At 61.2% G+C, this 12,831-nt stretch carries 14 protein-coding genes; 3 read left to right on the forward strand and 11 right to left on the reverse strand.

All coding sequences use genetic code 11. The annotated features are described in order from the left end of the window. Positions 1-105 precede the first annotated feature (105 nt). Positions 106-666, forward strand: coding sequence for a carboxymuconolactone decarboxylase family protein (locus tag Q3C01_RS14860; protein ID WP_458146070.1), 561 nt, complete (start codon positions 106-108; stop codon positions 664-666). A 15-nt stretch (positions 667-681) separates the two neighbouring features. Here Q3C01_RS14860 and Q3C01_RS14865 read toward each other — a convergent pair whose 3' ends face one another. Next, complete coding sequence (locus Q3C01_RS14865; protein ID WP_458146071.1) at positions 682-2,262, reverse strand: sensor domain-containing diguanylate cyclase; 1,581 nt, start codon at positions 2,260-2,262, stop codon at positions 682-684. A gap of 306 nt (positions 2,263-2,568) precedes the next feature. Beyond that, positions 2,569-2,733, reverse strand: a complete 165-nt coding sequence (locus tag Q3C01_RS14870; RefSeq protein ID WP_458146072.1) for a hypothetical protein — start codon at positions 2,731-2,733, stop codon at positions 2,569-2,571. 306 nt (positions 2,734-3,039) lie between these two features. Between Q3C01_RS14870 and Q3C01_RS14875 the strand changes: the two genes are divergently transcribed. Together Q3C01_RS14875 and Q3C01_RS14880 are read left to right on the forward strand one after the other, a co-directional pair. After that, a complete protein-coding gene (locus Q3C01_RS14875) occupies positions 3,040-3,294 on the forward strand; it encodes a hypothetical protein (protein ID WP_458146073.1) in 255 nt (84 codons plus the stop codon). Between the two features lie 341 nt (positions 3,295-3,635). Next, on the forward strand, positions 3,636-4,940 hold the full coding sequence (locus tag Q3C01_RS14880) for a TadE/TadG family type IV pilus assembly protein (RefSeq protein ID WP_458146074.1): 1,305 nt from the start codon (positions 3,636-3,638) through the stop codon (positions 4,938-4,940). A 25-nt stretch (positions 4,941-4,965) separates the two neighbouring features. On the opposite strand, the gene Q3C01_RS14885 is transcribed toward Q3C01_RS14880, so the two are convergent. The 9 genes from Q3C01_RS14885 to Q3C01_RS14925 all read right to left on the reverse strand — a co-directional run bounded on the left by Q3C01_RS14885 (position 4,966) and on the right by Q3C01_RS14925 (position 12,826). Further along, entirely contained in the window at positions 4,966-5,451 is a 486-nt protein-coding gene (locus Q3C01_RS14885) for a hypothetical protein (protein WP_458146075.1), read from the reverse strand. 711 nt (positions 5,452-6,162) lie between these two features. Continuing rightward, positions 6,163-6,468, reverse strand: coding sequence for a hypothetical protein (locus Q3C01_RS14890; RefSeq protein ID WP_458146076.1), 306 nt, complete (start codon positions 6,466-6,468; stop codon positions 6,163-6,165). A gap of 176 nt (positions 6,469-6,644) precedes the next feature. Then, on the reverse strand, positions 6,645-7,049 hold the full coding sequence (locus Q3C01_RS14895; RefSeq protein WP_458146077.1) for a VirK family protein: 405 nt from the start codon (positions 7,047-7,049) through the stop codon (positions 6,645-6,647). A gap of 230 nt (positions 7,050-7,279) precedes the next feature. Beyond that, on the reverse strand, positions 7,280-8,170 hold the full coding sequence (locus tag Q3C01_RS14900; RefSeq protein ID WP_458146078.1) for an alpha/beta fold hydrolase: 891 nt from the start codon (positions 8,168-8,170) through the stop codon (positions 7,280-7,282). Next, entirely contained in the window at positions 8,171-8,875 is a 705-nt protein-coding gene (locus tag Q3C01_RS14905; RefSeq protein ID WP_458146079.1) for a hypothetical protein, read from the reverse strand. 139 nt (positions 8,876-9,014) lie between these two features. Next, positions 9,015-9,470 carry a cupin domain-containing protein gene (locus Q3C01_RS14910; protein ID WP_458146080.1) on the reverse strand — a complete coding sequence of 152 codons (456 nt, stop codon included), beginning with the start codon at positions 9,468-9,470 and terminating at the stop codon, positions 9,015-9,017. A 118-nt stretch (positions 9,471-9,588) separates the two neighbouring features. After that, complete coding sequence (locus tag Q3C01_RS14915; protein ID WP_458146081.1) at positions 9,589-11,193, reverse strand: GMC family oxidoreductase; 1,605 nt, start codon at positions 11,191-11,193, stop codon at positions 9,589-9,591. A 51-nt stretch (positions 11,194-11,244) separates the two neighbouring features. Continuing rightward, positions 11,245-11,706 (reverse strand): DUF1127 domain-containing protein, encoded by a 462-nt coding sequence (locus Q3C01_RS14920; protein WP_458146082.1) that lies wholly within the window; start codon positions 11,704-11,706, stop codon positions 11,245-11,247. Between the two features lie 154 nt (positions 11,707-11,860). Continuing rightward, a complete protein-coding gene (locus tag Q3C01_RS14925; RefSeq protein WP_458146083.1) occupies positions 11,861-12,826 on the reverse strand; it encodes a helix-turn-helix domain-containing protein in 966 nt (321 codons plus the stop codon). Between the last annotated feature and the right edge of the window lie 5 nt (positions 12,827-12,831).

Genomic DNA, 12,831 nt, shown 5'->3' on the forward strand with positions numbered 1-12,831 from the left:
AAACGCCTAGCGACGTCTAGGGATCGCCGACGCGTCACTTTAACGTCACTTGCCTCCTACGAGCGTGCGGGCAAGGTACGGCGCTTCTCAACGAGGAGAGCTGCCATGCGCCTTCCCATTCTCGATCCGAAAAAGCTGACCGCCGAGCAGAAGCCGCTCTATGACGACATGCGAGCGGGGATCAGGGACCATTTCAAGGGCTTTGTGAACATGCGCGAGGACGGCGCGCTGCTCGGCCCATGGAATCCGTGGCTCCGCGAGCCGCGCTTCGGCAAGCCGGTGTGGGATCTGGTCAAGGCGATCGCAGCGAATCCGCTGCTGCCGGCGCCGGTGCGCGAGGTCGCGATCCTCGTCACGGGCTCGCATTTCCGCTCCGGTTATGAGCTCTATGCGCATGTGCTGGTCGCCGAGCAGCGCGGCCTGTCCGACGAGAAACTCGGGACCATCGTCGCCGGCCAGCGGCCGGTCGACCTGACCAAGCAGGAGGCCGTCGCCTACGACATGGCGTCCGCACTGGTGAGCGGCGGCGTGCTGCCCGAGCTGACCTGGCGCGCGGCAGTGAAGGAGTTCGGCGAGCACGGCGCCGCCGAACTGTCCTATCTCGTCGGCATCTATTGCATGGTCTCGGTCACGCTGAACACGTTCGACGTGCCGGTGCCGGAGTAGAAGCGGTTCCCGCGATCACTCCGCCGCCTTGCTTGCGGGCGGCGGCGGCGACCAGGCAATGCAGCGATTGCGGCCCTCTGCCTTGGCCTGGTAGAGCGCGTGATCGGCCGCGCTCATCAACGCATCGGTGCCGGACATGCTGACGCTGGCCTCGGCGATGCCGATGCTCACGGTGACGCCGAACTGGATCTTGTGGGCGGCGATATGTGAGCTCATCACGCGCTTGCGGATGCGTTCGGCAACCGTTCTCGCGCGGGACAGGCTGGTTTCGGGCAGGAGAACCGCGAACTCCTCGCCGCCGAGACGGCCGACGATATCTGACTTGCGCTTACCATCGAGGCACGCGGCAGCGACCGTCCTGATCGCGGCGTCGCCGACTGCATGGCCGTAGCGGTCGTTGACCGACTTGAAGTGATCGATGTCGAGCATCAACACCGACACCGAGCGATAATAGCGCTGGAAGCGGCTCCATTCGGCATCGAGGCTTTCGAGGAAATGGCGGCGGTTGAAGAGACCGGTCAACGGATCGGTTGTGGCCAACGTCTCCAGCATCTTGGCCTTTTGCGTGAGGTCGGTGATATCGACATAGGTCAGCATGCGGCCGCCATTCGACATCGTCGTGCAATGGGCGCGGATCCGCCGGCCGTCAGGCGTTTGAAGGTCGCGCACGTGATCGCCGGCCTTGACCTCTTCGACGCGCCTGGCTGGAAATTTTGCCAGCTCGCTTGGGGGAAGATCCGGCGCGCTGGCGCGATGCACGCGCCGCACCAGTGACGCGTAGGCCGGCCGGACTGCCGCTTCCTCATCGCTCACCTCCCAGAACCGCCGCATCCGCCGGTTCATGAAGCTCGCGTTCAGGTCGGCGTCGAGGAGAAGCACGCCGTCCTGGACGTTCTCCAGCGCGTCTCGCAGCAGCTTGAGCTCGTCGGAGGAGCGCACGATATCGGTAACGGGCGTGTAGGTCAGCATTCGCCCGCCGTCGGGCAGAGGGGTGCACTGCACGCGCATGACATCGCCGTTGGTTCGGCGCAGATCGACCGGTGTGGGGTCTCCTGCCTCGATCTGGCGAACACGCCTTGCAACGAGCGCATCGAGCTCCGTGTCCGGCACTTCGTAGGCCCCGGTATCGCGCCCATGATAGAGCAGTGTGAGTATCGAGGGATTGCTGTCGGCGACCTCTTGGGGCAGCCGCCACATCTGGCGGAATGACCGGTTGATCAGGCGCGCCCTGAGTTGCGGGTCGAGCAGCACGATGCCGGTCGGCACGTGATCGAGCGCGGCGCGCAGCGCCAGCATCTGGCTGCGCATCAAGGCGTCGCCGCGCCGGACCGGCGCCTCCTCGCTCCTCGCCTCGCCACTGGCCCTGCCGAGAGCGACACCGATCTCGCGGTCGGAGCGCCAGACCACGCGGCACGCCAGCAACTCGTCGTCCGCAAGCTTCAACTGGAATTGGTCGGGTACGCCAAGGCCAGTCTCGAGTTGGAGCGTGGCGCCCTCCTCCGACATGCGGCGCACCACGCAATCGAGCGACGATTGCCCAAAGTTGAAGATAATCTTCCCGGCCAGGAACGTTCGTTCCGGCGTCAAGCGGGGCATCACGACCTCCCAGGCGAAACCAGTTCCAGTCTGCCGCAATGCCCCCTTGCGGCAGGATAACGCAGTTGGCGATTTCGCAGGAAGGCTAACGATCTGTTGACGGGTAAAGCTGCCGCGCGAAGATCGCGCGCATGAAAAAAGCCTTGTCCATCAGTGGGCGCGAGAGAACGCGCAGCATCGTCATCCGAACAATTACGGTGCGTTTGCTTTACCGAAAATCCACCACGCAGGAAGTCAGTTGCACGCGGCATAAAGCAACACCCGATCACTGACGTCGTCGGTGAGCGGCAGATTGACCGCAATCGACTACGCCGCCGTCAGGCCGTGGGGAAACGAACTACGCTTCAGCGTGGCCAGGGCTTCGAGCGCGATCGACAGCGACGAGTCGCCGAAACCGAGGCCGAGCGAGCCCGCGGGAATGGTCGCGTGGGTCGTCCTGAGGTCGAGATAGATGTTGGGGACGGGCGGCATTGCCTCATCCTCCGCGTCGCTCTCGGCGGCGAGCGCCGGTCCGGATCGCACATGCAGGCGACGCAGCCAAGCACCGCATTGCGCATCGATGCTGGAGCGGCCATGCCCGACGTTGCGTTCGCCATCTCAGCGTCCGAAGTTTGGCGTTTTGCGCAAAGCCTTCGCCGGGTGGACCGCGACCATTCGCGGCGTCAGGTCGTATTCGCGACTGGTGGACTGTCCGGGCGAGGGCCTTTACTCTGTCGTGATTGCAACGACACACTCGCCTGCCACGCTCGCGCGACCAGAACCAGAGAGGATGACGCAATGAAGACGACATCACGCCGTGTTTTGCTGACCGGAATGGTGGGACTCGTCGCCGCACCGCAGGCCGCAAGCAGCACCTTCGCTTCGACCACCGATGCGGCGGACACGACGGTCGCCGAAGAACGCTTCGCCAGGATGATCGCAGCCGCGCACGCGCCCGACGTCACCTGCGCTCGACAGGCCGAGCGCTACGCGGAAAGGAATTGGCGGGAGTATGTGACGGCGGCCCGAGCAGTGCTGAGCGCAAGAGGGTAAGCTTTCTGCCGTTCGCGTTGGGCGACAAGGTGGCATCGGTCGCCTCCATCGGCCATCCTCGGTCGACACCTAAGGGAAGCTTCGGCCATGGCGCCGCATGAGAGGTCGCATCTGCGCGCTCAGATGAGAGAGCGACGCTTCAGGACTGCCACGATCTGCGCGGTACCACAGACTGATCGACACCCGCTTTTTCATGTCGATGATTCGATACGATTTTGCCGCGAGTGCGCGACACGGTCAGCAACGCGCTGGAAACGTCTCCTCACGCGTTAAGCAACCACCCCCTAAGCATCTCGGCGCTAGGTTGAAGCGTTCAATTCTTCGCTTAAGGGGACGCCAAGTTGACGTTTGCTGCCACGCGTTTTGGTCGCCTGCTCTCGCGTTTCCGCTCCGATCGCGGCGGAAATATCGTTGTGACCTTTGCCATTGCTCTACTGCCCGTCCTCGCCACCGTTGGCGCTGCGGTCGATTACTCCCTCGCAACGCGGGCCCGAGCCAAGCTGATGGCGGCACTCGACACCGCGGTGCTGGTCGCCACCGCCAAGAGCGAGATCACGAACACCGCAACTGCGGCACAGAGCGATGCACTGAACACGTACACCGCACAGATGTCCGCATACGGCATGACAACGAGCTCAGTGACCATCACCGTGACGGACACCGTGACCACCCGGACGGCTACCGGCACTGCAACACTGACCGTTTCGAATTATTTCATGGGGCTGCTGGGCTACAAGACCATGACGGTGTCGGCGAGCTCGTCAGCGGCGGCCTCGCTGCCCAGCTATATCGACTTCTACGTGCTGCTCGACAACTCGCCGTCACAGGGGCTCGGAGCGACCACCGCTGATATGACCGCCTTGCAGGCCGCAACCTCCGACAGTTGCGCCTTCGCTTGCCATGACACCTATACTTCAAGCTCCAAGAAGACCAAGCAAACCAGCAGTTACTATTCGATCGCGAAGAAGCTCGGCATCACGATGCGGATCGACCTGGTGCGGACCGCGACGCAGTCGTTGACGGATACGGCGACGTCGAGCGAGCTCGTCAGCAACCAGTACCGCATGGCGGTCTACACCATGGGAAGCGATTGCAGTTCCATCGGCCTGACGACGATCTCATCGCTCACCTCGAGCCTCTCGTCAGTCAAGACGGCTGTTTCTTCGGTCGACCTGATGACCATTCCCTACACCAACTACAACAACGATATGTGCACCGACTTCGACGGCATTCTGTCCTCGATGAACAGCACGATTCCGACGCCCGGCACCGGTACTGCATCCTCGCCGCAAAAGTGGCTGTTCTTCATCTCGGACGGAGTGGCCGACTACTACTACCCGTCGAGTTGCTCCGAGACCGTCATCGCTTCGTCGGGCCGATGCCAGGAGCCGCTCACCACCACGATCTGCGATACGATCAAGAATCGTGGCATCAACATCGCGATCCTCTACACCACGTATCTCGCGATCACCAACAACAGCTGGTACACCACCTACATCGCGCCCTGGCGCAGCTCGATCGCGACCCAGATGAAGGCCTGCGCGACCTCCGGCTATTACTACGAGGTGTCGAGCGACAGCAGTATCAGCGACGCGCTGACCGCGCTGTTTCAGAAGGCCATCTCCTCGGCGCACCTGACGCAATAGCGCACGCCGGAAGGCACCTTACCCTTTAGCAGCCTCGGCAAATCGAGAGATTTGGCTTCAGTTTCTCAATTTCTGCTTGATCGTCCAGCGACTGTGTCGCGGATGGTCTCTCGGCAACGTCGGCCTTTTGCCTGGCCTTGGACTGTTTTGAGCGAGGTTTAATGGGCAGCGGCTCGCCTGTCTCCTCGCCATCGTCGACACCTACGGTAAAGCCATCAGGACCGGGCTCCTGTGACGGAGACAGCTTGCCGATGCGCGACCTGGGCCGATTATTGTCGATGGTCGGCGTGGGCAAAATGTTGTCGATGGCCGGTGCCGGCGCGTCTTTGTCATTGGGAGGCGGTCGCGAGTTCTTGGCGGCTGCGGATCGTGGCGAACCTTTGGCGGTCGCTGTTCGCGCTGGAGCGTCGTCGGTCGCCATGGGTGGAGAAACGTTTTTGCTGGCCCGTGGCGGCGAACCTTTGGCGGTCGCCGATGGCGGCGAGGCAAGGATAACGGGCGGCGGATCCATCGGGACTTCTGGCGCCATTGCCGGCGGAGGCGACGAACCTTTGGCTGTCGCAGGGTTGCTGCACAGACTGAGACCGCCCCAGTGACACCTAGCCGCTGGTGGCGAGCCTTGGTCGCTCACCAAGGGCGGCGGGGCCAGCGAGGTTTGACATCGAGCGCCGCCCTGCAGCCAAAAACTGACAAACAACAATCCGACGGCAAGTAATGCAGCGCTTTTCCATCGCATCCTGAAATCCGCTTCGCTGTTGAAATCACTGACACCTTAGCTGCGCGCAATCTGGACTGCTCACATCGCGATCAAAAGGTGACCAAAATAGGGAGGATGCACTGGAGACGATGCGGGTTACTGGCATCCTGAAGCATGCCTGATCATGCGCGGCAGATACTATCGGTCGATCGTGGAGGCCGCGCGCAAGCTCCGCCAGAGGCAATTCGTGCTGGACGGCGAAAGGGGTCGCGCTCGGCGTCGATGCTATCTCAGATTTCAACGCCCTGCAGCTCTACGCCTTCGTCCTGCGATAGGCGGCGATGACCTGCGGGAATTGCGTAGTATTTCCGCCGCCGGTCAGTTGATCCAGTCGATCGTCGCGTAGCTTCCGCGCGTCGCGCGAGTAATGGTACGAGCCAGTGTAGGCGTCATGCGCGACCAAGCTCGCACCTGTAAGTTATGCCTATGGAACGTATTTGTCAGCGATACCTTTGATAGTCCCGCCTAATCCAAAACGCCTGCAATCGGTGGCGAGATCTGGTAAGCGCAACTGTCTTCTGACGACGCATCGATGCCTTGGGCGATAGCCGTGTTGGCCGGCGGGCTCGCCGCACCACGCAGCGCGGCAATGTCTTCGGATGTAAGGCCAAGGCCAAGGAGCTGTTCGTCATCGATCTTACTGAACTGCGTCCGGATACGCTGCTTCGCCGGGTCGTCTTTCGCCCGAACGAGCCTCCGTACCAGACCCGATCCTGCGATTGCGCGTCCTGCGGGGCGTATCGCGATGTCTTGCTGCAAACGATCGGTCATTTCGAGATGCTCCTCAGCAGCCGAAGCACCTCGCCGAGAACGATCGAGACTTTGCCGCTCGTTCTCTGCGGCTAAAAAATGTAGCCAAACATCCGATGAAGCTAAGCAGCCCGGCACGCCGGCGCCCTTCTCGATCGCCGCTGCAGCGGCTATTGCGAACGCATTGAGTAGCGCGGTTACCAAACGAACCGGGCACCGAGCGGAATCTGACAGACCAAGCTGTCCTGCTTCGCCATCGCCGAATTCACGATGCGCGTCAACGAAACCTTCAACCGGTCGTCAGTCGTCAAATTGTAGCGAATGTATTCGGTGACCGGCTGATTCTCCTCGTCCAGGGTCTGATGCACGTCGGAAAAAAACAGTCCACGGCCCGGCAACACGACGAACGCGTTGATGGACAGTCCGCCCTGCAAGGAGATGCTGGGTTGCCCCGCACTCTCATTTACGCATTGGCCAAAATCGGTCAGCAGCCTGACCGGCCTTGTGGTTTGCAGGGCGTTGACGACATCGGTGTACTGCGACGGCGCCGGCTCGGCGGCGGCCGACGCGCCGTGTCCGGGCAGGCCGGACAACAGCCACATGAAGCTAACCGCAGCGAGATATTTTGAATTACTCATCGTACCAGTCCTCTCAAGAGTTTCAGCGATAGCGCTGGTCGTTGTCGGCCGGAAAGACCGCCATCATTCGGGGCACGAGCGCCTTGTCGCCCGGTCCAAACAGGTCCCTGCGCGTCGCCGCTGCGATGGGTTGGTGTCGGAGCTGGCTGACGCCTTGTGAATGCCGGCTGCGATCGGTCGACGATCGCCTCAACTCATCGCGAAGCGATATCGTCGATGAATCTTCCAAGAAGCTCGTCAAAAACGTCCGGCGCTTCCCAGAACGGCGCGTGCCTCAATCCCGGCAGGCGATGGCACCGTCCTCCCCACAGATTTGCATATTTCGGAACCTCGAGATAATCGAGATTGACGAATGGATCCTGGGAGCCGTTCACCACGGCCAGCGGGACGGCAAGATTTTCGACCAGCACGAGCTGATCGATCCCGACACCGGAACGCGCCGCTTCAAAGATCGTCTTACGCGCCAGACCGTCGGCGCGTGCGATTGCGCGACGAAATTCGGTGGGGACCGGCGCACCGAAGATCGCTTCGCCGAACTTATGGATATCCTCCGGCCGAAGATGCAGTTGTCCTGCCAGCCTCATGTGCGATGTCGGAATAAACCCTTCGGCCATGTTGTGCCGGCTTACCGGCGGAGCCCCACTGATGAACAATCCCTTGATGCCGAAATATTTCGACGCCATTTCCAGTGCGATGTGACCACCCAGCGACCAGCCGACCACCGCAACTTCGCTAATTCCGAGCAGACTGAGCATCTCTATCACCGCACTCGCCAGACCCGGACGAGTATATGTGCGGGACGGGTCGAGGGCGTCGCCGGATTCCCCGTGACCGGGCAGATCGAATGCCACAAGGCGATACTTTCTGGAGAGCGCGCCGCCAAGCTGCTTGCGAAAGACCTCGCGCGAAAGCGAATTTCCATGGATCAGCAGGACCGGCAGGTCACCGTCTCCGGTCTCCTCCACGACGATCGAGCCGTGCGAGGTAGATAATTCATGTAGATCGGTCATTGCTTGACACCTCGGGCTTGAATTGTTGCCGGGATCATTGAACCCAGAGCCTGGCTTGCTACCGAAATTGGGCACTCAGCAGTCGGATACGCGTTCACGCCGCGACGTATCGCTCTCATGGTACAGCGCATGGTCCGTTGCATCCGAAACACCTGCGATCGAAGGCGAGTGCTGGTAGGTGCAACCGTCTTCTGACGGCGCATCGAGTGCTTGGGCAATAGTCGCCTCGACCTGCGGGCTCGCCGTGCCGCGGAGCGCGGCAATGTCTTCGGATGTGAGGCCAAGGCGAAGGAGCCGCTCATCATCGATCTCGCTGAGCTGCGCCCGGATACGCTGCTTTGCCGGATCGTCTTTCGCCCGAACAAGCCTCCGTACCAGGCCCGATCCCGCGACTGCGCGTCCTGCGGGGCGTACGGCGATGTCTTGCTGCAAATGATCGAGCATTTCGAAATGCCCTTCGGCGACCGAAGCATCTCGCCGAGAACGATCGAGACTCTTGCCGTTCGTTTTCGGCGGCCAAAAAATGTAGCCGAACATCGCGACGTAGCTAAGCAGCCCAGCAATTGCGACCGCCGCATCAAACGTGACGTCGGCATCAGCAGCAGCAAGCGGCATCAGCGATTTGGCCAGAATGACCAACAGAGCAAGAATGATGAAAAGTAGCATCTCGATATCTCCGGATTTGTGGGTGAGTGTAAAATGGCTTTCGCCATCAGAAGCGCGTGCTGCCTTGTCGGTCCGACGGCCGATTGGGCGGCGAATTTGCGGCGTGAAACACATGATAATTCGAGTTGGCCGCAATCAATCGTTCGGTAGTGGACCTGATCCAATTCGCGACTAGCTGGTTGATGTTGAGTACAATCATGAGGAGATTTCTTGAACGATGTTGTGATTGCATGCGTGACGGAGACGTCACTGCTCAGAACGGCGCGGGACCGAGGGCGATGACACCGAACCTCGAGGCCAGCGCGGGAATGTCGATCAAGCCGCCACCGGCAATGATGCGGAGGGCTTCCTCGACCCCGCCGGGATAACAAACCACCGCGATCCGCAGCTGCAAATCCGAGCGGTTGCCCCAGGCATGCGGAATGTTCCTGGGAAGCGTGACCATCGTTCCAGCTTCCGCATCGAACACCTTGTCGCCGAGCGCGAAGCGCGCTCTTCCTTCCAGCACAACGAGGTATTCGTCCTCATTCTGATGGACGTGCAGCGGGGTGCCGTCGCCGGGGTCCGAGACAATCTCGACGAGCGAGTATGCACCGTTTGTATCGGCCGCCGGCACGCGTATCAGGGAACGTTCGCCAGGTCTCGTTTGCAGCCATTCGGCCGGCTTGTTGCGATCCGGGAGAGAATTTGAAGATGCCGATTGACACATTTTTCCTTGTCCATCTTTATTTCGAACCTGCCGCCCCTTGGCACCGCTGGTCCCAACTTAGGAATTTCGCAAAACGCAATCTTGAAAATTCCTGCGGTTCGCGCCGCTCATCGCCCGGTTACGAACTTGTTACGTGTACGAAGGCAGCAGCCTGCTCGCCGATGACAACGCAAGGCGCCATGGTATTGCCCGTCGTCACGCGCGGGAGCACGGACGCATCCGCGACCCGCACCCCGTCAATGCCGTGAACTTTCAATCGGCCATCCACCACCGACATTGCATCGCGGCCCATTCTCGCGGTCCCGCATTGATGCCAGAAGGTGCCAAGCCCGTTGCGGAAGAAGCGTTCAAGCTCTCGGGGATTGCGGGTGGCCGGTGTGATCTCCCGAACCGTAAAAGGTCGCAGCGCGGCGGAGTTTCCGATCTGACGTGCGACATCCAGGCCGTCCACAAGATCCTTCAGATCCTGGACATCGCCAAGGTAATTCGCATCAACTCTGACGGGATCATCTGCATCCGGCCCGGTCAGATGAACGGCGCCACGGCTCCTGGGACGCATTCCGACGACCAGGGACCAGGAGTCAGCCGGTAACTTGAGCAACGCCGCATTCTCGGGCGTGACGTCTGGCCCGCGATGCGCATAGCTGTAGAAATTGGGCGCGTCGAGCGCTGCATTCGTTTTCCAGAAACATGCAGTCTGACTTCTGGGCACGCGGGGGAGCTCGATATCTGTACTTTCCCAGACGCATCCGAACGCGACGTGGTCATGAAGATTGCGGCCGACCGCCGGCAGCTTCTGCAGCAGCGGCACGCCGGCGCGGCGCAACTCGTCCTCGTCGCCAATGCCGGACTGCATCAGCAGCTTCGGTGTCTGGATCGCGCCAAGGCAGAGAATGACTTCGCAACCGGCCGTGGCACGCAGGGTTCTTCCCTTGCAGCGGAACTCGACGCCGGTGGCACGGCGACGCTCGAACAGAATGCGCGCCACCAACGCGCCCGTTACAACCGTGATGTTCGGCTCGGCCATCCGCGGATACAGATAGGAGCGGAAGATCGACCGCCTTCTTCCCTCGCAGACCGTCTCATCGACAAACGCACACCCGCCCGGCGACTCCATCATTCGGCCGTTCGCATTCGGAAAACGCGGCAGGCCTGCTGACCCGGCGCCTTCGAGCAACGCGAACGAAAACGCATGAGGCGCGGCCGCGGGCTGTACGTGCACCGCCCCATCCTTGCCGCGATAGTCCGGATCGGCGCTTCCGGTCCACGCCTCGATTCGATGCCGATACAGGTCGAGAACGGCTTCATAACCCCACGAAGCATCGCCCGATTCGGCGGCGTAGAAATCCCAATCGGCCTGATGTCCGCGCGACCATGTCGAGACATTGATGCTGGAACCGCCACCCAGGACCTTACCCATCGAGTAAGGAATCGCGCGACCGTTCAAATGTGGATTCGGTTCGGCGACAAAACCCCAATCCAGTTCGCTGCCAAGCGTCATCGGCCAGCGGTTCGGATCGGCAATCACGTCCGCCTCTTCGCTGCCGCCGGCTTCCAGCAAAAGCACGCGCACGTTCGGATTTGCTGCGAGCCTTGCGGCGACGACCGAACCGGAGGTGCCGGCACCGCAGACGATGTAGTCGAACTTCGTACCGATTTCGGAAGTCAGGGAGCACTGGTTCGCACGAACGCGCGCGGCGAAACTCTCTTCACTGGATGCCATGGTATTGATCTCTCCATGTCGGAGGTATTGCGAACACGACATCGCGCGCGTTCAGACCAGCGACCGGGCCTTTGCATGTCGATCCGCGTTGACGAGCCCATCAGGTTCCAACTGATCACGACGAGCACAGTCGCTGCAGGTTGCTGCGGGCCGCGCTTCGGGTGAAAGGTCGAAAGAGCTGATCGGCGGCAAAGCCGGTCGGTGGCGACCGGCATCGCTTGAGAGGACCGGCACATCATCCGCTCTGACATTTCCTTGCGGCCGGCGTATCACGTTTTCAATTTCGCCTCGGGTTAATCCGAGATCGCGCAGCATGTGATCATCCATGCTGACGAGTTCAGCGATGGCGTGACGAGCCGCTAGTTCGGCCTCGATCGCCTTCGTTATTCCTTTCAGGACCGCCCGGACACGTGCGATGCCGAGGCGCATGAGCGAGCGCCATCGCGGCCGGCGCCGCGGCAAAGCGCTGATGCCATGGATTTCGTTGAGCGATTTTCGCGAATGCATTTCCATTGAATCTCTCCATGGTCTTCTTCGAGACCGAAAGGACCTGTTGGGGCGTGACGTCATGCGCCAAACCAGCGCCAGGTCATGATCGCTGGTGGTTGGCGTGGCCTCTATCTGGGATGATGATCGGGGCCGATCTTGAAGATTCCTGCGATCCGATTCAGCGTCGAGCGATGATCTGCGTGGGTGACACGCCATGGACGCGGCGAACCCAGCGCGTCAGATGGCTTTGGTCCGCAAAACCCGTTTTGGCAGCAATTTGGGCGAGACCAAATGTTCCGTCTCGAATCATCTCGACCGCCCGTTGCAATCGCAGATGAACGACGTAGCGATGTGGACTGACGCCGACGGACCGGGTGAAGGCGCGGGAAAAATGAAACTGGCTGCGGTGCGTCATTCTCGCAAGCGTCGCGACGTCAAGCGGTTCGTTCAGATGCTCGACGACGAACTCCTTCAACCGCTTGAGCATGTCGGCGGTCAGCGGAGCGTTTCGCTTCGCCCTGGTCCGCATCGCGTAACGTGCGGCAAGGATGTCGACGAATTGGCCCGCGATTTCGTTCCAGAACAGTGTCCCGCGCGGGTAGCCTTCCTTGCTTTCGCGCGCCAGCACGCCGGCCAGATCAAAAAGCGTCTGGTCGTGGCCACAGAGACGACTGCTCAACTCGGCTTCAACCGCTCCGTCTTCGGCGGCCGCGAGCGCAAACTTGTCCGGCCGCACTGCAACAAGAAGCGCATCCAGGTCCTGGACGGTGTCGGCGCAGGTATCAAGTCCGGCGGGACAGATCGCGAGCGATCCGTCGTGCGCCTTGTGATACAGCGCGCTACCCGCTAGGCGGCACGCAATCCGGCTCCTCGAAACAAAGGCGATCAGATGCTGCCGCAGACAGGCGCTGAAATGCGCGCCGCCCTTGTAGCGCAAGCTCACGACGGAGACACCGCTTTCGCCGGGCGCGCAGCCACTTGCCAATATCGTCGGCGGAGAGCCGTCTTTCTGCGCAGAGAACACTTCTCCAATATCTGCAATCATGGATGGTAACCTTCGGATGAGTGGGCAACCGGCGGCACGAAGCGTCAGCACACTGAAGATGGACCGAACCGGGCGCCTGTCCTCGGAGGAGGCCGCCAAGCATC

The organism is Bradyrhizobium sp. UFLA05-109 (assembly GCF_054185165.1).

Excerpts from the sequence above, each read along its gene's own strand:
- Q3C01_RS14860 (WP_458146070.1), top strand. The coding sequence starts at position 106 with ATGCGCCTTCCCATTCTCGATCCGAAAAAGCTGACCGCCGAGCAGAAG.
- Q3C01_RS14870 (WP_458146072.1), bottom strand. The coding sequence starts at position 2,733 with ATGCCGCCCGTCCCCAACATCTATCTCGACCTCAGGACGACCCACGCG.
- Q3C01_RS14915 (WP_458146081.1), bottom strand. The coding sequence starts at position 11,193 with ATGGCATCCAGTGAAGAGAGTTTCGCCGCGCGCGTTCGTGCGAACCAG.
- Q3C01_RS14865 (WP_458146071.1), bottom strand. The coding sequence starts at position 2,262 with ATGCCCCGCTTGACGCCGGAACGAACGTTCCTGGCCGGGAAGATTATC.
- Q3C01_RS14905 (WP_458146079.1), bottom strand. The coding sequence starts at position 8,875 with ATGTGTTTCACGCCGCAAATTCGCCGCCCAATCGGCCGTCGGACCGAC.
- Q3C01_RS14920 (WP_458146082.1), bottom strand. The coding sequence starts at position 11,706 with ATGGAAATGCATTCGCGAAAATCGCTCAACGAAATCCATGGCATCAGC.
- Q3C01_RS14875 (WP_458146073.1), top strand. The coding sequence starts at position 3,040 with ATGAAGACGACATCACGCCGTGTTTTGCTGACCGGAATGGTGGGACTC.
- Q3C01_RS14910 (WP_458146080.1), bottom strand. The coding sequence starts at position 9,470 with ATGTGTCAATCGGCATCTTCAAATTCTCTCCCGGATCGCAACAAGCCG.
- Q3C01_RS14885 (WP_458146075.1), bottom strand. The coding sequence starts at position 5,451 with ATGGATCCGCCGCCCGTTATCCTTGCCTCGCCGCCATCGGCGACCGCC.
- Q3C01_RS14890 (WP_458146076.1), bottom strand. The coding sequence starts at position 6,468 with ATGACCGATCGTTTGCAGCAAGACATCGCGATACGCCCCGCAGGACGC.
- Q3C01_RS14895 (WP_458146077.1), bottom strand. The coding sequence starts at position 7,049 with ATGTGGCTGTTGTCCGGCCTGCCCGGACACGGCGCGTCGGCCGCCGCC.